This is a genomic window from Paraglaciecola marina (assembly GCF_004360155.1).
Lineage (GTDB): Bacteria > Pseudomonadota > Gammaproteobacteria > Enterobacterales > Alteromonadaceae > Paraglaciecola > Paraglaciecola marina.
This window is the reverse complement of the sequence record NZ_SAIS01000001.1, coordinates 663,190-683,870: the sequence shown is the minus strand read 5'-3', so window position 1 is coordinate 683,870 and position 20,681 is coordinate 663,190. Positions and strand designations below refer to the sequence as shown.

The window sequence follows — 20,681 nt, the reverse complement described above, 5'->3', positions numbered from 1 at the left end:
GTTTACTTTTTAAATAATGATTAATTTAGTTTAATTAACATCATTACAATTAACACCTGTTCCATAAGGGCTATTAGGGGGAGGTGATGTTTCATCTGTTAGGTCAGAAGACGCAACAGTTAAACTAAAGTTTTGGGTTTCTGATGCTTCACTACCCGCAGATTCGCCATTGACGGCAATGGTTATATCTACCCATGCACCAAACTGTTTAGCATAACTCACATCAATTAACATTTGACCATTTTCGTCGGTTAAACCCGTTGCTGGAATTGAAGCAACATTACCCGGTGTTAACTGTTCATCACCATTCTCATCTTCTCCTTCATCTAACAAGCCGTTACCATTTATGTCCTCGTTATCGCAGGTAGCAGTGACAATTGAATACCAAACATCTTGATCTTCATCAAATTCCCAATAGCCTTTTCGGTAAACACCCCCAGAAGAAAAAGACTGTGGAGTGGCAGAAAAAGATAAGTCTACGTTTTCAACTGGATTTGAATTGGGGTCCGTTACAAAAATTGAAAACTCTTTTGAATATGAAGAATCAGTAGGGATCTCAATCAATCTGCCAGTACCAATAGAGATATCAAATGCACGGTTACCAACAGTTAAACTTACAAATTCAGACACCTCTGGAGATGATCCATCAACGGTAGCGTAAACTTTCACAGCTTCAAAGGTGCTCACGGCATTTGATGTATAAACTGTGGTTGCGATGCCGCTGCTATCAGTAGTTGCTTGATTCACAGAAATATTGCCACCACTAACATCGTCTACCAAAAAGTTAACTATTTTACCTTTTACTAGGTTACCTTCTTCGTCTCGAACCACTGCAGTGATGGTACTGGTTTCACCATCTGGACCCACTGAGTCAGGAGACGCATCAACAATAATACTATTGGCTTCGGCTGCAATAAATTCAACTTCAGTTGATGCACTTACTTGATTACCATCATCGTCAACACCAGTGGCTGACAAAGAGGCAAAACCTGCATTATCTGAACCAAGGGTTACGGTGACTTGGCCGTTTGCATCCGTAATTGAATCCGACGCTATTATGTTACCTCGGGAGGTCGTAAAAGATACAGTGCCCCCTGCAAAAGCTTCACTATCTTTAAGCCACGTAAGGGTAAGAGTAACCTGTTCATTTAGCGTTACCTCACGCGCTGGTAACGCGGTAAAAGAGAAGTCATCCTCTTGGATAACAATATCAAAGCTACCTTCAGCATTAAGTGCTGTGGCGGTGACTGTATCTGTACCTGAAACACTACCAGAATATTGGACAGAGGCTTGTCCACTCGTGTTTGTGGTTACGGACGTAGCACTTACCACTCCATTTATTGTACTAACTGTAACGGGTTCATTTTCAATACCATTCCCATCTGAGTCTACCAAACTAATGGTAACTGTGACTGGTGCATCGATAATAGCAGATGACGCGGCATCAACATTCACCTCTGTACCGACAACATCTATATCAATTGATTCAGAGAACACTGAGGACTGTGCTGAAACGACAATAGTGCGATTTTCTTGGTTATTTTGGGTGGTTAAAGTTGCTCTTGCTGTTCCGTCTGCTTCAGTTGTACCTTGTGTTATTTGTAAACTGGCACCTGAATCTGCCGAAAAAGTTACATCTATACCTTCAAGCAACACATTATTTGCATCTTTAACTAAAGCAATTAATTCTATTTCATCTGTACCACTTGATGCGAGTTGGATAGCACTGGCATATAAGTCTAATGATGCAGGTTGTTCACTAACTTGTGTAGTACCGGTTGAATTGTAAGTAGTTGTTTCTGTTTCACCAGAATCAAGTAGCGCGGTTATCAGTCCTGCCCCAGAACTCGCGCCTACTAAAATTTCTATTGTAGCTACACCATTGCTGTTGGTAGAAGCCGTACCCGCATCATTACCAAATTCTGCTAGCCCTTCAGGTTGAAAGGAGTAAGTAATTAAACTATCGGTTACTGGGTCACCGTTAGAGTCATACACAAGTGCGGTTAAAGTTAATGGAGTACCTTCTGCTAATTCCGATGAAACATCTCCATTAGCATCTGTTAATGTTAACTCTATTGTGGTTGTCACTGAGACATCTGTATCAGTATCTGTAGTGGTGTCATCATCATCTCTGGAAATGCTTCCCCCTCCCCCACATGAAAAAAGACTTACCAAAGCCAAAACACCAAAAAGAGTTTTAAAACGTAAAATCATATACCTTTCCTATCCAATTATAAGGTTTGAGTTTGTTACAGATGTACTTTAACTATTCAGCTTAGCGAACAAACTTGGTAATCTATTGTTGATTACTTTACTAAAGCTAATTAAATGGCTCGTGTATTAAGGTTTATCGCAAACATTTAATCACAGCGTCAACTAACAAAAACAAAAGCTTAGGATTTTCATGACCAAATCTAATCATGTATCACCACCAAAATCAGCAAAGCCCAAAATGGGTCTTACCGCTCGTATCTTTATCGGCATGATCGCCGGAATAGTTATCGGAGCATTACTAAATCGGTTATTTGATGATAGCGGAGATTTTTCGTTTAGTGTATTGGGGATACAGGTTTCTACGTATGCACTTTTAGTCGACGGTATATTTAACGTAATTGGTTCAATTTTTATTGCCAGCTTAAAAATGCTTGTTGTACCTCTGGTATTTGTATCATTAGTTTGCGGTACATCAAGTTTATCTGATCCCTCCAAACTAGGTCGTTTAGGTGGTAAATCTATTTTACTTTACATAGGCACCACAGCGATTGCCATCAGTTTAGCAGTAGGCTTCGCTCTATTGGTTGCACCTGGAGAAGGACTAAACCTGGAAACAAATGCAACCTACGTTGCCAAAGAAGCGCCTTCATTAGGCCAAGTTATTATTAACATGATGCCCACCAATCCAATCAATGCAATGGCTCAAGGCAACATGTTGCAGATCATTGTATTTGCTGTTTTATTTGGTATTGCGATGACTATGACGGGTGCAACAGGGAAACGTCTAACTGCAGTATTTGATGACTTAAGCGTGGTTATTATGAAATTAGTCACAATACTGATGAATTTAGCCCCATATGGCGTGTTCGTATTAATGGCAAAGTTATTTTCAACTGTTGATTTTGATACGATAAAAAGTCTAATTAAGTACTTTGCGTTAGTTATGTTTGTGTTAGGTGTCCATGCGTTTGTTTCTTACCCGATAATTTTAAAATTATTAAGTGGACTAAACCCTCTAATTTTACTTAGAAAAATGCGAGATGCAGCATTGTTTGCATTTAGCACATCCAGTAGTAGTGCTACCTTACCTATTACTATGGAAACAGCGACCAAAAAATTAGGCGTCAAATCATCTGTTGCATCTTTTACCGTGCCATTAGGTTCAACCATTAACATGGATGGCACCGCAATTATGCAAGGTGTCGCGACTGTATTTATAGCTCAAGTTTACGCTGTAGATTTAAGCTTGAGTGATTATATGATGGTGATCCTAACCGCAACATTAGCGTCTGTAGGTACCGCTGGTGTGCCAGGTGTAGGTCTTATTATGCTTGCTATGGTGTTACAACAGGTTAATTTACCGGTAGAGGGGATTGCGTTAATTATCGGTGTGGACAGATTACTTGATATGACTAGAACCGCAGTGAATGTAACTGGTGATTGTATGGTGGCCTGTATTGTAGGGAAAAGTGAAAACGAACTTGATACCCATACCTATAATGATTTAGAAGCAGGATTGAAAGAAGAAGAAGTCCACTTGGAAGATATAAATAAAAAATCTAATTAAAAGTGGTGTGATAAAAAAGGGCTGTAAATTTAACTTTGCAGCCCTTTTTTAATAAACACAATTTAATTACTCGCGTTATCAATGACCTAAAACTTTTGCAGGATTTATTCTAGAAGCCTTAATAGCAGGATAAATAGTAGCCAAAATACTCAACCCAATCGCTATTGAAGCAGTCAAATATACATCATGCCACTCTAATTTAGATGGCAAAAAATCAATAAAATAAACATCTCCTGATAAAAACTGAATACCAAATAGGCCTTCAATAAATAGTGAAATATCTGCTAAATATACAGAGAACATAACGCCTAAAACAACCCCACATAACGTCCCTATTATGCCATTAAAGGTACCTTGCATCATAAACACCAATATAATCAAACTGTTGTCTGCTCCTATACTTTTGAGCATGGCAATTTCACTTTGTTTTTCATTCACAGCCATGACCAAACTGGAAACAATATTAAAACAAGCTACAGCGATAACCAAAGACAAAGCGATATAAACCACCGCTCTTACTAATTGAATATCTTGGTATAAATTACCATCGCTAATTGTCCAGTTAGACATATACACCTCAGGTTTTAATCCATACCCAATTTCTTGAGTTAGGGTCTGAGCTTCGAAAGGATTGTCAAACCTCAAGCGAATACCTTGGGCTCCTTGTGTAATATTTTGAATCTCAGCTGCTAAAGACATATGCATAAAACCTGTATGGTTATTTAGTTCCCCCCCTAGTTCTAAACTCCCCACAACCTTAAGTGTTAATGACTTAGGAGCACTCAAACTTAAATCATCTGTTAACTGAGGTAAGAGTATTTGAACCTTATCCCCTACTTTTAAACTGAGTGTTGTAAGTAAGCCTTTCCCTAAAAAAATATTAGAAGTGTCACTTTTAAATTCTTGCCATTCACTTGTAGAGACCAAAGCTGGTAAAAAACCACTGGCTGCATAAGAAGGTTCGAGCCCAGTCATGTCCACGGCTTTCATTTTATTGCCCTTTTGTAACATGCCAGTTGCTTTTACATAGGGCTCAACAAATGTCACTTTTGGATGAGCTTTCAATTGAGTTATTTCACCTTCCCAATCGTTAATACCTTGACGATATACAGATTTAAACTCAGCGTGAGGAATTATGGACAGAAGCTGTTCTTTTAACTCTTTTTCGAATCCATTCATTACAGATAGCAGCAAAATCAACACAAAACAGCCCAAACCAATACCAAAAGTCGATGAGGCTGAAATAAATGAAATAAAGCCATTTTGGCGTTTATTAGAACGAAAACGCCAAGCTAACAACCAAATTAAGTGCATTAAATACCACTCAAATCATTAGCAGTTAACGTACCTTCAATCAAATGTAATGAGCGGTCTAAACGGCGTGCTAATTTAATGTCATGAGTTACAACCACAAAGCTGGTTTGCATTTGTGTACGTAAATCACTTAATAATTGATAGATACTTTCACCGGTTTTTTGATCTAAATTACCCGTAGGTTCATCAGCCAAAATTAATTGAGGTTCTGTCACTAAGGCTCGAGCTATTGCAACCCGCTGGCGCTCACCACCAGACAATTCAGATGGTTTGTGAAGACTTCTGTTTGCTAACCCAACTTTCTCCAACATAGCCAAGGCCCTTTGGTTTGATTCTTTGATAGGGACTTTACCAATCATCAATGGCATGGCTACGTTTTCTAAGGCGTTAAACTCTGGTAGTAAATGATGGAATTGATAAACAAAGCCTAAAGACTGGTTTCTAAACTGCGCTTGCTGACGCTGAGAAAACTCGAATATATTTTTACCTTCAAATAATACACGACCTTGAGTAGGCTTATCTAATGCACCTAATAGGTGTAGCAAGGTACTTTTACCAGAGCCAGAACTGCCTACAATAGCCACTTGTTCCGCTTTGTTAATTGAAAAATTGAGATTACTTAACACTGTTACGCTATTTTCAGCTTCGTTATACTCTTTGCTTAAGCCTACACAAGACAATAACTCACCCATAATCAATATCTAATCCTAATCAACTTTTTGACCCTTAAACTTACTCAAACGTTTTCGTTCTCGTCTTTTGGACAATATTTTAGCTAACTTGCGCATACTCACGACCTGATCTTTCTCATCAATAATATCAATTCCGAATAAGCTTTCGACTAAGTCCTCAACTGTTAGTATTCCTTCAAGTCCTCCGTATTCATCAACTAACAACAGCATGTTACTGCGCTTAGAGTGTAATAATTCAAAGCCTTTTGCTAATGGCATACTACTTAATATTGTCACCATTTCATGGGCGTAAGTTTTAACTAATTTATCACCTTGCCCTTTAGAAAAAGCCAACAACAAGTCTGATTTAAGAACATAACCATTAATATTTTCAGGCTCGTTGAATTCATAAATAGGAATACGTGAAAACGTAACTTCCCCATGCTTATCAATAAATTCTGCAACCGTCATAAGCTCAGGAATTGAAAACACCACTGTTCGATGGGTCATAGCTTCTCGAACTTTTATATTTTTGAGGTTGAGTAGGTTTTGCATTACTGTCGCTTCAGTAGCCGCAATTTGTCCTTCTTCCTGAGACAAAGCTGCCATAGCCGATAACTCATCCCTACTCAACCCTTTTAATGGTGATTCATCGTGCATTCTAGAGGTCAACATATTTGCAAGCCTCACTAAAGGCCACAAAATAAGGATCAAATATTTTAGAAAGTAAGCAGTTGCCGGTGCCAACTGACGCCAATAAGTGGCCCCTAAGGTTTTAGGAATAATTTCAGAAAATACTAGTATCAACAAAGTTAAAACAGCAGAAGCAACGCCTAAATAAGCATCTCCAAATACAACAGCAGCTTGAGCACCTGCACCTGCTGCCCCCATTGTATGAGCAATAGTATTCAAACTTAAAATTGCTGCCAATGGCTGATTGATGTCTGTTACTTGCGAACGTAACAAACTCCCTGCAGCACCATTACCTTTTTCAAGAACTGAAATATAGGCGGAAGAAACACTAAGAATAACTGCCTCGGCAACTGAACAGATAAATGAAAATCCTAATGCAATAAAAATATATAGTAACAACAAAAGCATTTTGATGACTTCTCTGGAGGATATGTAAAAGCTAGTAAATTTAGGAGATAGAGCTTATCAAAACATTGATTTGCAAGCTAGGTAACAATAAAGCCTAGTTAGATAACCCATGAATTAAATTTAATAAAGAAGTAACTAAGATGATTTAAAACTAGCAAATTTATTGGCGGAGTGGACGAGACTCGAACTCGCGACCCCCGGCGTGACAGGCCGGTATTCTAACCAACTGAACTACCACTCCGCATATAAATTGCATATTTGTTTTGATGTTGGCGGAGTGGACGAGACTCGAACTCGCGACCCCCGGCGTGACAGGCCGGTATTCTAACCAACTGAACTACCACTCCAGCCGTAATCAAAACATTACTGTTTAAACGAATCTAAAACCCTAAGGTAAAATAAGCATAAACAAGCAATATTAACAAAGTTGAAATTGGCGGAGTGGACGAGACTCGAACTCGCGACCCCCGGCGTGACAGGCCGGTATTCTAACCAACTGAACTACCACTCCACAATCTTCAACATTATCAAACGGTTAGATAAGAAATATTGGATATCCCTCCTCAACCGCGGCGCAGATAATACGGGTTCGCATCATACTAGTCAATAGGTTTTTAGCATGAAATTCGCTTTAAATCGTTGATTGCTGCAGGATTGAGCAATTTGTCCAAATCTACAGCGAAGTCGCACTTATAAAAAGCAATTAAATGCTTAAATCTTTAAAACCTTCGTTTACTTGTTTAGGTTTTTCTTTAGTTTCATCAGCAGCCTTCTTTACTACTTTTGGTTGCCGCTTAAACAACTTCGCAAAAAATCCAGAGGGCTTTTCTGTCTCTGTCTCATCATTAATATTAAGTTTCGGTTCTGGCTTCAATTTTTGTAGTAACTCTTTAATAGAAAATTTAGGCCTTCTTCCCAATATAAACCAATAAATTAAAGCGCCACCAACTAAAATCAGCAATCCGTTAATAGCAATAACTAAACTATACAAAATGGCCTTAGACATTTTTTCATCTTCAAGCACCTGCTGTTCCACCTGAAGATTATTGCCTGTAGTATCATAGGGATTATCTGTAGTCATGGCGGTTTCTATGACTTCTGGTTCAGGCTCTTCTGATAAAAATGTATACTCAGGAACATCTAAAATAAACTCCCTACCGTCTACAGTATTTCCGTATGCTGTAAGCTTGACGCGATATACCCCATAGTCATAGTTAACGATTAAATATTCCCGTACATCCGCAGACATATCGGTAATAGAAAAATTTTGGATATCTCCATTTGGAAAACGCACTTTGCCATCGATAAGCAAAGTTGAAATATCTACATGTTCTCGTAGAGCATCTACCTTTAACTTATGGTAACCGTCTCCCCCTCCATCTAATTCCACATCTACTTTAATGGGGTTTGCAAATAATTTTATTGGGGGGTCCACCTGTTCTCTAGAATACATGGGAGTGGACACCTTAAACATAGGGATCCACTCTCCATCAGCAATGGCCAAATTAAATTGCCCCGTAAATACACCATCTAAAGGAACTTCATCCATGCCCCTACCATCATCTTCAAAAGTGGCTACCGTTTCGATTTTGGCCCCAAAGTTATTAAAGTCTGGGTTATTGGTACTCGCTAACGTAATAGTTAACTCAACTACATCGCGAAAAGCAGCATAGTCGATTGGTACACCATTATTTGTTAGATAAGCGGTCTGTTTTAGAATTTCACCAGAAAAAACTATGTTAGGTAAAGGATCTGCGTGTAAAGCTAAATCACTTATAACCATAACACGACTACCATCTTGAATTTGACCAACGGCTTGCCATGGACCAGGAGTCGGCTTTTTTAGACTTACCATGTCATAGGTAGCAGTATCAAACCAGAAAATATCTTCGCCATTTGCACTTGATTGAAATATCTTTGAACCATCCGGTTTTACAAGGACGACGGGGGTTGAGCCATACTCTCGGAAGAAAATCATAGTTACTTCTTCCACTTCATAATCAATTCTAAAGCGGTTTTGTAGTAACTCAATATTATTGTGGAATTCGTTTCCTAATTGAGTCAATGGCGGCTCTTTAGGCTGGGGTAACACTGAGCTGTCAGATTGGGAAACAGGCGCTATCGTTTCATCCGCGGCATAAGTATACAAACTTAGTAATGTAACCACAGATAACAGATATGCAGATATAAGCCTTTTTGACATTTACTTTCAACTCATAATAAAACGGCGATTATTGGCGCCACAAACTGACACCACCTTCTTTCACAACTAAGTCTAAACGGCTTTCATGTTGTTCTAATTCATCGGCCGTTGCCTTTACAACCTTTAGCGGTTTTCTATCTATGGGCAAGCGGCGAATCATTTCAACTTGCACACCTGAGTCTCCACTGGACTTACCACTTAAGTTTAAATCAGTTTGTCCGCCAGTCATCATTAGATAAACATCGGCTAAAATTTCTGAATCGAGTAAGGCTCCGTGCTTCTCTCGGTGAGAGTTATCAATACCATAACGTTTACAAAGCGCATCAAGATTATTCTTTTGACCAGGATGTATCTTTCTAGCTAAGTCTAATGTGTCTAAGACAGTGCAAATTTGCGACGTTTCTTTAATATGATTACCCAGTAACCTTCGAAACTCATGATCCATAAAGCCGATATCAAAGGGGGCGTTATGAATAACCAATTCAGCCCCATTAATAAACTCGATAAAGTCTTTAGCAATATGACTAAATAAAGGTTTATCAGCTAAATATTCATTGGTAATCCCATGTACTTCAATCGCCTCTTGTTCCACTAAGCGTTCTGGGTTGACATATACATGATAGGTTCTACCCGTTAATTTCCGGTTTATCATTTCTACGCATCCAATTTCAATGATGCGATGCCCTTGCTTTGGATCTATCCCTGTGGTCTCTGTATCTAATACTATCTGACGCATTTCACTCTCTTTTGCTTGAGTAGCTGGTTTTACTTTCTGTTATTATACTGGGCTAAATTTTTAATTCTCGAAATTTATCTAATTTCTATTTACTTAACCTAATAGGCACTTATGAAACAAGTTGACATTTATACAGACGGCTCATGTTTAGGCAACCCAGGGCCAGGCGGCTATGGTGCAGTGTTAAAATTTGATAAACACCGCAAAGAGCTTAGCCAAGGCTTTAAACACACCACTAATAACAGAATGGAATTATTAGCCACTATAGAGTCACTGGCAACATTAAGTGAGCCTTGCACAGTAAATCTAACCACTGATAGCCAATATGTAAAAAATGGAATTAATCAGTGGATAAAAAACTGGCGTAAAAATGGCTGGCGAACAGCAGCTAAAAAGCCAGTTAAAAATGTAGATATGTGGAAGCGTCTTGATGAACAAGTTAATCGCCATAAAGTAACTTGGTTTTGGGTTAAGGGCCACTCTGGCCACCCTGAAAACGAAGCTTGTGACCAGCTCGCTAGACACGCAGCTGAGGGTAAAAATCTAATTGAAGATACTGGTTTCTCAGAATAACTAGTAGATGGCGATAAGGAAGAGACCTTATCGCTATTTATCACTCCACATCGCATATTCATTGTCATTTCTATCTAGAAAATGAAAGCGCCGCCCCCCAGGAAAATCGAATGTTGGCGTTTTGATACTGCCACCTGCAGAAAGAATGGCCTGCTCGCTTTCTACTAGATCCTCGCTATACAAAACCACTAGGACACTGCCATTATCTGCAGATACAGACTGTTCAGATACATACAATCCACCATCAATACCTGCACCACTTATAGCGGCATAATCGTCACCATAATCCACAAAATCCCAACCAAAAGCTTTTTTAAAAAAAGCTTTACTAGAAGCTAAACCTTTCACAGGGATTTCAATATAATTAATTTTATGATGTTGACTCATACTGTTCTCCTTCGTTACATAAAGCTTCTAACCATTACTAATATAGACTTTTATAATAAATATTAGAGCGCGATATACTGAGTAAAATATAGAGTGAACAACCCCAATTACTTACTGGAGCCATATTTCCACTCACTTGGCATAATAAACCGATCTGACTCTTCTATTTTATATATTTTAATAACATCGAGTAAAGACATTGTAACTTCTGATAATTTACTGGCCGATTGGCCAATATCTTGAGCTCCTTTCATGTTTTCTGTTGACATGACCTCAATATCGCTAACATTTTTACTTACTTCTCTAACGACGGAAATTTGCTCAACTGCGCCAATACTAATAGAAGTACTCATAGACTCGACAGTTTTCATACTTGTTAAAATTTGACTGAATGCTTGGTCAATGACACTAGATAATTCAACTGCTTCACCTGCTTTTTCTCTTCCATCAGTAATACCTTCCATTGCACGCTTAGAATCACTTTGCAACGAGGCAATAATGTTAGATATCTCTTCTGTAGAGCTTTGTACTCTTTGAGCCAACGCTCTAACTTCATCTGCTACTACAGCAAACCCGCGCCCCTGCTCACCTGCTCTAGCAGCCTCAATAGCAGCATTTAGTGCCAGTAAATTAGTTTGTTGTGCTACAGACTGAATAACCTCTAAAACTACTGAGATGTTTACAACCCCTTCATTAACCGCACCAATAATAACATTCACATTTTCAACTTCAGATGCCACCCCTTCAATGCTTGTTAGAGCATTTGATACAGAAGATCTCCCTTGGTCACAGTCCTCAACAATTTTCATAACTGATGAAGTCGACTCTTCAATTTGCCTACCAATATCCCCCATACTGACAAATATTTCTTCGACTGCTGCTGAAGCATTAGCCGTCGCTACTTGTTGCTTTTCAATACTTGTATCGGTGTCAACTACAGAAACGACTGTATCGTGAGTAGACGATACCGCTTCATATGCGGTTTTTGCGATTGCGACAAAATCTATACGTATTTTTTCCAACAATTGATTGAAGCGAACAGCTGATTGCCCTAAATGATCCTGCGATAAAATAGAAATACGCTTAGTTAAGTCGTGTTCACTATCTATAATATTTAACGTGTCTTTTATTTCTGATGCTTGTTTGCCCATAGTTCGTATCGTGATAAATACTAAATAAGTTAGCAATAACACCACAATTAAAAACACTATCATTACAAGAATGAATACAAATGAATCGAAGTACATGGTATCAATTTCCACATGAAGCGCTTTGATACTATCAAACTCCAATTTTTTTAACTCACCTATACGCGCTGTAGCAGCATCAAACCACGTCTCTGGCAGAACGGTATACTTATCTATTAACGCTTCAGATAAAACTTGTTGCCGTAACTTAATAATCGAATTATTTTCTTTACTCGTATTAAATCTATTATATCGCTCAAACCATTCCTGATTATCAGGCATAGATTTATTATAAGAGTCCTGATACGAGTTTTGATTAGCAATCAGAGAATATACTCTTTTTTTATTGTCTTCAGATAACGATTGTCCTGCTAAGACATTTGTGAGGACAGCCCTTTCGATACCAGCATTCTCTTTAACTTGCATTAAATTATAAGAAGAAATGAGACCTTGGACTAATCCATTTAAATCAACAAACTCTATTAAAGCCAGTGGCTGTTTAATAAGCTCTTTATTTATCTTAGTGTAGAAGCCTAGAGCATCGGCTAAATTAATAGTCTGACTATCTATTTGTTGTCGAACGTTTGGGAGGTTTTGTAGGTGGCTCAATACAGCATCAATATTTAGGCGTAACGTTTTACCAAGTTCATCATTGTATTGTGTTGTAAAGTCACGGTATTGTTGGAGGCTCTGATCGACAAGCTTTCGCTGAATAATCAATTCAGCTTTAAACTTCCCCCCTTGCGACCCCAAAAAACCTGAAGACATCCCCCTTTCTTTTTGTAATTCATGGACTAAAGAAGCGGCATTATCAGCTAATGATAATAAATGAGAGCCTTTTGATGCATTGCGTACGTCTTTCGCTTTGACTAAAAACTCAGTTAATATAATAAGAATCAATAAAAATGAAGGGATTACAATTAAGACGGAAACATAACGAGAGATTGCTAGCATAAAAACATCCTTATTAAAAATACGTTAATTTAAATCACATTCTGATTACAACTATACTTAATTTACATACAACATGGTAAATATTAAGGGTATTTTTTTACCATACATTTAACATTGAACAAAAAAAGAGCTGATAAAAATATATCAGCCCTCATAATCGAAAATTTATCTAACCAATTGTATTAACCTGTAAAAATTAAAATTTAACTCCTACCCATGCCCATAATTTGTCTGCATCGACTTTAGTATCGCCTGCGGAATAAGCAGCGTATTTAATGCCTGCATTATAATGCTTTCCAAACTTCTTCACATAAGACAGATTCAACTCTGTTCCAAGATCATCAACACCAGTATCAGCTGAATCGTCAGCATCAAACATGTGGTAAGCAACTTTCCAGCCTCCACCGAATGCCTTACCAGCTAGTGAAACATTAGTATCCACTAGGCCTTGAGTTGGAGTAGCTAAAAACTGATCTGACCATCCATTGAATTTATGTAGCGTCGCAAGAGGTGTAGAAAATCCATAAGCGCCATCATCAGAACCTAATACCTCATAACCCAATTTTGCAGTGATACCAGAGAAAACCGCACCTGCCTCTAGATTTAAATATGAAGCGTCATATTCAGTAGTAGCAGATTCACTTGTTTGGCTAGCATACTCAGCGCGATAAATAATTTTTGCATCTCCTGCCTTGGTTGCACCAGCAAAACTAATACCGAAAGTATCTAGAGCATTGTCAGTATCGTTATCTACTTCAAGTAAATACCCATACCCCGTCAATGTACCCACAGATGTCTTATAAGATGCATTAATAAGATGATCTTTAGCATCAAAATCCGCATCTTGTGCAAAAATTCGATTGCGTTGTGTAATATAAGCGTACTGCAAGGTTAAGTCTTTATTGGGTGTAACCTTAAATGTTGCAGCATCAAAGGTTTGTCTATCTTGTCTCCAGCCAACATGACCGATAAAACGATGACCGTCCATAGTGATCACCTGACGGCCTACTTTCGCAGTTACCACATCATTTTTGTATTGAATGTAACCTTGATCTAATTCAGTGTGCTCTGGATCAGCAATGACCGAATAAATACCAGGGTTGTAGCCGCTTGGGCCGACTGTGTAATCTCCTTGACCCAGAACTATGCGAGTATCTTCCATTTCAACTTTTGCTGAAAAGCCTTTAAATGAACCAGTTTCATAAGACAAGAGAGTACGCAATGTTAACGCACTAGCATCTTTAGACTCGTTATCTTGCTCAACGCTTTCATAACGTAAATTTAAATTTGCACTAGCTTTACCAGACGTTAACGCTTCAGTAATGCTCTCTGCTTGAACAGCAAAGCTAGATGCACCAATTAGTGCTAACCCTAAAGCAATATTAAGGGCCGTTTTTTGGGGTTTACTATTTAATGTTTTCATGGTTTCTCTCTAATTTTAGGCGCAGCTAAAGAGTTCGCCGATAAAAACCGGCGATCTAATACCGCTATTTTTTATAAATTATTTAACAAGATTTAAATCTATATAGCTGATTAATATAGACTTTATTTAAGCTACGCTGGCTCCCTTGGAACTAGCTTTATTATGCTTAGCTAATTTTTTACGGTGTTCATCAACTGATTCAACTTTACGTTGTTTTTCATACAAAAATTTCAGCACTTCATGGCGGTAATGGTTGTATTCAGGATTATCAGCCAATTCAATCCGGTTCCTTGGGCGAGCTAATTCAATAGGCAATATTTCACCAATAGTAGCTGCAGGACCGTTGGTCATCATCACTATCCGGTCTGATAACAACACAGCCTCATCTACATCATGGGTGATCATAATAACTGTGTTACCTAGTTCAGCATGAATTTCCATAACCGAGTCTTGTAAGTGAGCACGAGTCAAAGCATCCAAAGCGCCAAATGGTTCATCCATTAATAAGACTTTGGGCTCCATAGCTAATGCTCTAGCGATCCCTACCCTTTGCTTCATCCCCCCAGAAATTTCTGCGGGTAGCTTATCTGCTGCATGACTCATATGAACCAACTCTAGGTTATGCTCAACCCACTCTTTCATTTCTTTCTTAGAGCGTCCATTTGGGGTTTGCTTTACCGCTAACTCCACATTTTTATAGGCACTTAACCAAGGTAATAATGAATGATTTTGAAATACTACAGCCCGCTCTGGACCAGGTTCATTCACTTCTTGATTGTCTAAAATCACACCGCCATTGGTAGCTTGGTACAAGCCAGCCACAATATTCAATACCGTAGATTTACCGCAGCCTGAGTGTCCAATTAATGAAATAAACTCGCCCTTATCAATACGTAAATTTACATTTTGAAGAGCAGTAAATGGCCCTTTAGGAGTAGGAAAATCAATGCCTACTTGAGTTAGTTCTAAATGATGTTTATTACTCATAACCTTTCCTTAAAATCGTTTGTAGTGACTGGAATTAACGCAGTACAGCGCTTTTGTCCCAACTAACTTGTTTCTGTAGCATCAACATTAGTCTGTCTAAAATAAAACCAATCACACCTATGGTAAGAACCGCAACCATAATACGAGCTAGTGATTCTGAGCTTCCGTTTTGGAATTCATCCCAAACAAATTTTCCCAACCCTGGGTTTTGAGCCAACATTTCTGCGGCAATAAGTACCATCCAACCTATCCCTAAGGATAGTCTAAGACCGGTAAAAATAGCCGGTATAGAAGATGGAAGTACAATCTTGGTAACATGAGATAAAGCATTTAAACGTAAGACTTTACTCACATTTATCAAATCTGACTCTATGCTAGATACACCCACAGCCGTATTTATCAAGGTCGGCCATAAACAGCATAAAGATACAGTTACAGCTGAGGTGATAAATGACTTTGAAAACATAGGATCTGAAGTGACATAGACAGCACTGACCACCATAGTAACAAGTGGTAACCAAGCCAAAGGAGATACAGGTTTAAACAACTGAATAAGCGGATTAATGGCGGTATAAGCATTTTTACTCAAGCCACAAATAATTCCGATTGGTATTGCAATCAAAGACGCAACTACAAACCCAACTAAGACCGTATATAAACTGGTCCATATTTGCTCAAAGAATGTAGGCGCCCCTGTAAAGGCCCTAATTTTTGGCTCGTACGTTGGGTCTTGCGCTACCCTAGCTGCATTTCGCTCTTCTTGACGGGTGTAAAACACATCAGCTTTATCCATTTGTGCGTTATGCTCGTCAATTAAGGTCGTCGCCTGTTCCCATACAGCTATAGGCCCAGGAAACTGCCCCAAAGAAGTATCGATATTTTTAGCCATCACACTCCACAAACCAAGAAATATAACTAAACCAATGAGAGGTAAAGCTGCAGCCCTCAAAATGTTATTGATAGAAGGAATACGAATTTGTTTTACTTGACTAAAAATCATGGGAACCGCTTGTTGTTTAAACATTTTTAACACTCCTCGTAGGCGAGACTCTTCTCGCCTACATAAAAAACCACTTAGATTTTGCTATCGCTTTTCAGCCCGATAGTAAATTTTTCTAAATAGGCATTAGGTTGAGTACCGTCGTATACTATGTTGTCAATAAAGTGTTTCTGAGCAGGTTTGAAACCAGACTCTGTAGCAAACTCTGGGAATTCTGAAGCCTTTGCCTTACCCTCAGCAATCAAAGACTTAGCCGCTTGAGCATAAATATCAGGGCGATAAACTTGCTTAGCAATATCTTTGTACCACTCATCAGACTTAGGCTCAGAGATTTGTCCCCATCTACGCATTTGAGTTAAGTACCAAATAGCATCACTATAGAAAGGATAGGTAGCGTTATAACGGAAGAATACGTTGAAATCAGGAACAGAACGTTTGTCGCCTTTTTCATATTCAAAAGTACCTGTCATGCTGTTTGCAATGACTTCGTAATCTGCACCAACATACTGGCTTTTAGACAATATTTTTACGGCTTCTGGGCGGTTAGCATTGTTGTTTTCATCTAACCACATAGCTGCTCTGATCATAGCCTTAACTACACGAATGTGAGTGTTAGGATATTTTTCGGCCCAAGTTTTACTCACACCAAAGACTTTTTCAGGATTGTCCTTCCAAATTTCGTAATCGGTTACCACTGGCACACCAATACCTTTAAATACTGCCTGCTGGTTCCATGGTTCACCTACGCAATATCCGTATATTGTTCCCGCTTCCATAGTAGCCGGCATTTGTGGTGGCGGTGTAACCGATAACAAAGCGTCAGCATCTAAGAGCCCTTTCGTATCAGTACTGATCCCTTTAACAGCCCCCTCCAGTGACGCATAGTAACCAGGGTGTATTCCACCCGCCGCTAACCAATAACGTAGTTCATAATTATGAGTAGATACTGGGAACACCATTCCCATGTTGAAAGGTTTACCTTTGCTTTTAAAGTCATCAACTACAGGTTTCAAAGCGTCGGCTTTAATAGGATGAACCGGCTTACCATCTTCGTGTGGCACATGCTTCTTCATCTCTTTCCAAATATCGTTAGAAACAGTGATGGCATTACCGTTTAAGTCCATACTAAACGCAGTAATGATGTCTGCTTTAGTACCATAACCGATGGTCGCACCAAGTGGTTGACCAGCCAACATATGAGCACCATCTAATTGGCCGTCAATTACACGGTCTAATAGTACTTTCCAATTAGCTTGTGCTTCGATGGTGACGTACAAACCTTCATCTTCAAAGTAACCTTTCTCATAAGCTACGGCCAGTGGTGCCATATCTGTTAATTTAATAAAACCAAACTTCAATTCTTCTTTTTCAGGCCAGCCTAATTTTTCTGCTGACGCTATATTACTGACTAAAGACCCAGTAAGCACAGCAGACACTGCACCAACCCGAAGTACTTTAACCGCTGATTTTAATGAACTTAAAACTTTAAGACTTGCCATTACCGACTCCGAATTTTTTCCAAAAAAAAAACCCGCAGAGACTCCAGGACATGGAAAGTCTTTGCGGGCTACATTGCCATGTAATCTTTTTTGCGTCGTCGCAACAAAGATTACAAATAAATTTTTTAGAGCGCTGAACGCTTCTAATTATATAACGGTTAATATTTTAAGTATTTAAGTACCGTATACACACAGACTAGCATCAATGATGCCAACTTTAAAAACTCAGTAATTTCAATAACTTAAAATTAAGCCACAAGTTTAAATATTTGATAGATATACCAAACAGGTGCATTGGTGCACCCATCAAGTGCTACATTTTGTTACTAAAAAGCCAACAAGATGCAAATCACCACTAACTGAACGATACATAACGCTTTATAAAACAACAAAGGGTCACGTTCCAATAAAGGGTGCTTTGCCACTGCTAGCAACATGCCTTTATTTGGCAGCGACAAGTCCTGTAAAAGCTTAGAGTAAACTTAATAGCGTAACTCTGGGTTAGGCTGTAATGCTTTACGTAAGGTTAAATCGAGCCATGGCGGTAAATCAGTTCGATATTTATTAAGGGACTGATACACCCATTCATTATACGATACTGAGATCTAGTCTTGATATTTAAACGCTTTAAAGGGTAATTTCCCGGTTAACATTTCGTAGATCACCATGGCCACAGAATACATGTCACTTTGATGGGAACTACTATGTTTAAGCAAATACTCTGGGGCAATATAATGTACTGCCCCAACCTCAACTTTTTCTACAGGTAACGAATTAGTCTCTGCCAGTACTTTTACTAATACGGATCCAAAGTCGATTAATTTAACTTCACCTTGGTGGGTGACCATAACATTTTCTGGTTTAACGTCTCTGTGTACCATATCTTTACGCTGTAAAACCCCTTAGAGCAGTTATGAGTTGACTTATGATTGTACGCACCTGCTCTAAACTTGGCTTTGGGTTATCTAGCATGTTCTTGCGTTTATAAACTCCCATCACATTTGAATGCTTTATATGTTGCCCTACCTACTCCTCCCTTAAAAAGCCCGCTAAACTAAATAGGTCTTATTAAGAGATATCCTCTAAATGTAAACGCATTTGTTGATATATATCTGGTCTAAAAACATTTTTAACCAAGTCATTTGGCACCTCTACTCCCGATAATTGTCCCGCCTTTTCCATTTGGCTTAGTAACCATTCTCCGCGAATATATTCTGGAACATTAATAGAGCCATTATTTGCTTTTGAGAACTGGTTGTAGGATGGAATTGCCCTGGGAGGTAGGTTTACATGAGTCAAACAACTACCTATTAAAGAGGGGGCAATAACATCAGTCGAAGCATCCAGATACTGTTCCGCACTCAAAAGTCGTGCAGCCTCAAACCTATTAGGAATTGTTTCTAGCCAATTACACGCTTGCTTTAATGCAGCGCTTAATGCCAAAACAGTGTTTGGATTCTTTTTTTGCCAACTATCCAATAGACCTAACACTTTTTCTGGAGAGTCCTGCCAGATATCAAATGATGTTAAAGCCGTTAGTCCAATGCCCGCCCTTACCGCTTTAGCGTTCCACGGACCTCCTACACAACAGCCATCTATTTCACCACTTTCCAAAAAACCCACCATATTGACAGGAGGTACAACCATGATCTCTACATCAAGCTCCGTAATATTCGCAGAAGCAAGCCAGTCTTTTAACTGATAATAGTGACAGCTATAGGGGAATACCGTACCAAACTTAAGTTTAGGCCTTTTTTGCTGCTTTCTAACACTGATAACTTGTTGCAACAAATAGGCAGCTAAAGGTAAGGTTACTTCGGATAGCCCATTATCTTTTAATACTTCTTGATGTAGCTTTTCGGATAACGTTATTGCGTTACCATTTAAGCTAAGGACTAGAGGGGTAATAACTTTTGTGGGCGTACAGCGCAACCCTAAAGAGCTAGCCAAAGGCATGGGGGCTAACATTTGAGCCGCATCTAACAGACCTGCATGTAGCTTATCTCTTAAGGTTGACCAAGAATTTTGTTTTTGTAATTTAACATCTAGACCCCATTGCTCAAAGAACCCCATATTTTTAGCAACAATGAGGGGAGCTGAGTCGGTTAGCGGGATAAAGCCCAATGTTAAGTTAGTTTGTTCGGGTGTAATCATTATAAATAAAAACCTTAAAAATTATCGAGCAAAGAAATTAATGTTTTGGCTACATCATCCAACTTTTGACCTGTATCCATGGCAGTTTTTCGCATGGCTTTAAATGCCTCGTCTTCAGACAGTTTCTTTTTCTTCATTAACAACCGCTTTGCTTGATCAATTGTATTTCGTGATGCTAGTTGTTGCTTGGTATCACTTAACTCAGTCTTTATCTTCTGGTATTCACGAAAACGCGCAACTGCCGCATCTAAAATAGGCTTAACCCTTTCTGGCTCTAGATCCCCCACCACGTATGCACTAACACCAGATGCAATAGATTGATTAATAGTATTGGTATCTTCTTGTGCTGAAAACATTACAACGGGTTTGGGGTTGTAGTGAGAAATGGTACTTAAGCTATCCAATATATCTCGACTAGGGGATTCAATATCAATTACGATTATATCTGGCTTAATGTCGTCTACTTGTTTTAATAAAGCCATATCTGGGCTCGCCAAATGAATAACTTTATATCTTGAGTTGTTTAAAACAGATGTAATAGAGTCTGCACGCTGTTGATCATCATCAATCAACAAGATACGTAGCAATGGTGTCCCTACCTGTTTGTCATTAGTTAAAACATTATGTCGCAAGTTGATACTCCAACCTTGACGGTAAAATCTTATACCAATGGAATAGCAATTCATGAGCCAATTTAAAAATTAATTTAGC

Annotated in this window: 17 protein-coding genes and 3 tRNA genes; 2 read left to right on the top strand and 18 right to left on the bottom strand. The window is 38.7% G+C overall.

The annotated features are described in order from the left end of the window. Positions 1–30: 30 nt before the first annotated feature. Positions 31–2,214, bottom strand: a complete 2,184-nt coding sequence (locus tag EOK74_RS09115; protein ID WP_133469653.1) for an Ig-like domain-containing protein — start codon at positions 2,212–2,214, stop codon at positions 31–33. Positions 2,215–2,404: 190 nt separating this feature from the next. Between EOK74_RS09115 and EOK74_RS09110 the strand changes: the two genes are divergently transcribed. Then, positions 2,405–3,781: a dicarboxylate/amino acid:cation symporter gene (locus EOK74_RS09110; RefSeq protein WP_133469652.1), complete on the top strand. Its 1,377-nt coding sequence runs from the start codon at positions 2,405–2,407 to the stop codon at positions 3,779–3,781. A 78-nt stretch (positions 3,782–3,859) separates the two neighbouring features. Here the strand turns inward: EOK74_RS09110 and EOK74_RS09105 are convergent, their stop codons facing one another. From EOK74_RS09105 to dnaQ, 8 genes are all read right to left on the bottom strand, one after another. Then, entirely contained in the window at positions 3,860–5,095 is a 1,236-nt protein-coding gene (locus EOK74_RS09105; RefSeq protein ID WP_133469651.1) for a lipoprotein-releasing ABC transporter permease subunit, read from the bottom strand. Further along, a complete protein-coding gene (gene lolD / locus EOK74_RS09100) occupies positions 5,095–5,787 on the bottom strand; it encodes a lipoprotein-releasing ABC transporter ATP-binding protein LolD (RefSeq protein ID WP_133469650.1) in 693 nt (230 codons plus the stop codon). The genes EOK74_RS09105 and lolD overlap by 1 nt, the downstream gene beginning before the upstream one ends. 15 nt (positions 5,788–5,802) lie before the next feature. Continuing rightward, a complete protein-coding gene (locus tag EOK74_RS09095) occupies positions 5,803–6,867 on the bottom strand; it encodes a CNNM domain-containing protein (RefSeq protein WP_133469649.1) in 1,065 nt (354 codons plus the stop codon). 164 nt (positions 6,868–7,031) lie between these two features. Further along, positions 7,032–7,108, bottom strand: a tRNA-Asp gene (locus EOK74_RS09090). Positions 7,109–7,137: 29 nt separating this feature from the next. Next, positions 7,138–7,214 (bottom strand) — tRNA-Asp (locus tag EOK74_RS09085). 87 nt (positions 7,215–7,301) lie between these two features. Beyond that, a tRNA-Asp gene (locus tag EOK74_RS09080) sits at positions 7,302–7,378 on the bottom strand. A 192-nt stretch (positions 7,379–7,570) separates the two neighbouring features. Continuing rightward, positions 7,571–9,070, bottom strand: coding sequence for a TIGR03503 family protein (locus tag EOK74_RS09075; protein WP_133469648.1), 1,500 nt, complete (start codon positions 9,068–9,070; stop codon positions 7,571–7,573). Between the two features lie 28 nt (positions 9,071–9,098). After that, positions 9,099–9,806: a DNA polymerase III subunit epsilon gene (gene dnaQ, locus EOK74_RS09070; RefSeq protein ID WP_133469647.1), complete on the bottom strand. Its 708-nt coding sequence runs from the start codon at positions 9,804–9,806 to the stop codon at positions 9,099–9,101. 111 nt (positions 9,807–9,917) lie between these two features. Here dnaQ and rnhA point away from each other — a divergent pair, with 111 nt between their 5' ends. Further along, a complete protein-coding gene (rnhA, locus tag EOK74_RS09065) occupies positions 9,918–10,379 on the top strand; it encodes a ribonuclease HI (RefSeq protein WP_133469646.1) in 462 nt (153 codons plus the stop codon). A gap of 33 nt (positions 10,380–10,412) precedes the next feature. Here the strand turns inward: rnhA and EOK74_RS09060 are convergent, their stop codons facing one another. From EOK74_RS09060 to EOK74_RS09020, 9 genes are all read right to left on the bottom strand, one after another. Next, positions 10,413–10,766, bottom strand: coding sequence for a VOC family protein (locus EOK74_RS09060; protein ID WP_133469645.1), 354 nt, complete (start codon positions 10,764–10,766; stop codon positions 10,413–10,415). A gap of 107 nt (positions 10,767–10,873) precedes the next feature. Further along, positions 10,874–12,907, bottom strand: coding sequence for a methyl-accepting chemotaxis protein (locus tag EOK74_RS09055; protein ID WP_133469644.1), 2,034 nt, complete (start codon positions 12,905–12,907; stop codon positions 10,874–10,876). Positions 12,908–13,103: 196 nt separating this feature from the next. Then, the gene (locus EOK74_RS09050; RefSeq protein ID WP_133469643.1) at positions 13,104–14,330 is read right to left on the bottom strand and encodes an alginate export family protein; all 1,227 of its coding nucleotides are present in this window, start codon (positions 14,328–14,330) and stop codon (positions 13,104–13,106) included. 126 nt (positions 14,331–14,456) lie between these two features. Beyond that, positions 14,457–15,317 carry an ABC transporter ATP-binding protein gene (locus EOK74_RS09045; RefSeq protein ID WP_133469642.1) on the bottom strand — a complete coding sequence of 287 codons (861 nt, stop codon included), beginning with the start codon at positions 15,315–15,317 and terminating at the stop codon, positions 14,457–14,459. Positions 15,318–15,351: 34 nt separating this feature from the next. After that, positions 15,352–16,317 carry an ABC transporter permease gene (locus EOK74_RS09040; RefSeq protein WP_239024071.1) on the bottom strand — a complete coding sequence of 322 codons (966 nt, stop codon included), beginning with the start codon at positions 16,315–16,317 and terminating at the stop codon, positions 15,352–15,354. 74 nt (positions 16,318–16,391) lie between these two features. Further along, complete coding sequence (locus tag EOK74_RS09035; protein ID WP_133469640.1) at positions 16,392–17,816, bottom strand: CmpA/NrtA family ABC transporter substrate-binding protein; 1,425 nt, start codon at positions 17,814–17,816, stop codon at positions 16,392–16,394. A 605-nt stretch (positions 17,817–18,421) separates the two neighbouring features. Then, entirely contained in the window at positions 18,422–18,697 is a 276-nt protein-coding gene (locus tag EOK74_RS21030) for a serine/threonine protein kinase (RefSeq protein ID WP_239024060.1), read from the bottom strand. A 187-nt stretch (positions 18,698–18,884) separates the two neighbouring features. Further along, positions 18,885–19,970 carry a CmpA/NrtA family ABC transporter substrate-binding protein gene (locus EOK74_RS09025; RefSeq protein ID WP_133469639.1) on the bottom strand — a complete coding sequence of 362 codons (1,086 nt, stop codon included), beginning with the start codon at positions 19,968–19,970 and terminating at the stop codon, positions 18,885–18,887. 14 nt (positions 19,971–19,984) lie between these two features. Further along, positions 19,985–20,602 carry an ANTAR domain-containing response regulator gene (locus EOK74_RS09020; RefSeq protein WP_239024059.1) on the bottom strand — a complete coding sequence of 206 codons (618 nt, stop codon included), beginning with the start codon at positions 20,600–20,602 and terminating at the stop codon, positions 19,985–19,987. Positions 20,603–20,681 lie beyond the last annotated feature (79 nt).

Excerpts from the sequence above, each read along its gene's own strand:
- EOK74_RS09035 (WP_133469640.1), bottom strand. The coding sequence starts at position 17,816 with ATGGCAAGTCTTAAAGTTTTAAGTTCATTAAAATCAGCGGTTAAAGTA.
- EOK74_RS09115 (WP_133469653.1), bottom strand. The coding sequence starts at position 2,214 with ATGATTTTACGTTTTAAAACTCTTTTTGGTGTTTTGGCTTTGGTAAGT.
- EOK74_RS09040 (WP_239024071.1), bottom strand. The coding sequence starts at position 16,317 with ATGATTTTTAGTCAAGTAAAACAAATTCGTATTCCTTCTATCAATAAC.
- dnaQ (WP_133469647.1), bottom strand. The coding sequence starts at position 9,806 with ATGCGTCAGATAGTATTAGATACAGAGACCACAGGGATAGATCCAAAG.
- EOK74_RS09060 (WP_133469645.1), bottom strand. The coding sequence starts at position 10,766 with ATGAGTCAACATCATAAAATTAATTATATTGAAATCCCTGTGAAAGGT.
- EOK74_RS09075 (WP_133469648.1), bottom strand. The coding sequence starts at position 9,070 with ATGTCAAAAAGGCTTATATCTGCATATCTGTTATCTGTGGTTACATTA.
- rnhA (WP_133469646.1), top strand. The coding sequence starts at position 9,918 with ATGAAACAAGTTGACATTTATACAGACGGCTCATGTTTAGGCAACCCA.
- EOK74_RS09050 (WP_133469643.1), bottom strand. The coding sequence starts at position 14,330 with ATGAAAACATTAAATAGTAAACCCCAAAAAACGGCCCTTAATATTGCT.
- EOK74_RS09045 (WP_133469642.1), bottom strand. The coding sequence starts at position 15,317 with ATGAGTAATAAACATCATTTAGAACTAACTCAAGTAGGCATTGATTTT.
- EOK74_RS09105 (WP_133469651.1), bottom strand. The coding sequence starts at position 5,095 with ATGCACTTAATTTGGTTGTTAGCTTGGCGTTTTCGTTCTAATAAACGC.
- EOK74_RS09025 (WP_133469639.1), bottom strand. The coding sequence starts at position 19,970 with ATGATTACACCCGAACAAACTAACTTAACATTGGGCTTTATCCCGCTA.
- EOK74_RS09095 (WP_133469649.1), bottom strand. The coding sequence starts at position 6,867 with ATGCTTTTGTTGTTACTATATATTTTTATTGCATTAGGATTTTCATTT.
- EOK74_RS09110 (WP_133469652.1), top strand. The coding sequence starts at position 2,405 with ATGACCAAATCTAATCATGTATCACCACCAAAATCAGCAAAGCCCAAA.
- EOK74_RS21030 (WP_239024060.1), bottom strand. The coding sequence starts at position 18,697 with ATGGTACACAGAGACGTTAAACCAGAAAATGTTATGGTCACCCACCAA.
- EOK74_RS09055 (WP_133469644.1), bottom strand. The coding sequence starts at position 12,907 with ATGCTAGCAATCTCTCGTTATGTTTCCGTCTTAATTGTAATCCCTTCA.
- lolD (WP_133469650.1), bottom strand. The coding sequence starts at position 5,787 with ATGGGTGAGTTATTGTCTTGTGTAGGCTTAAGCAAAGAGTATAACGAA.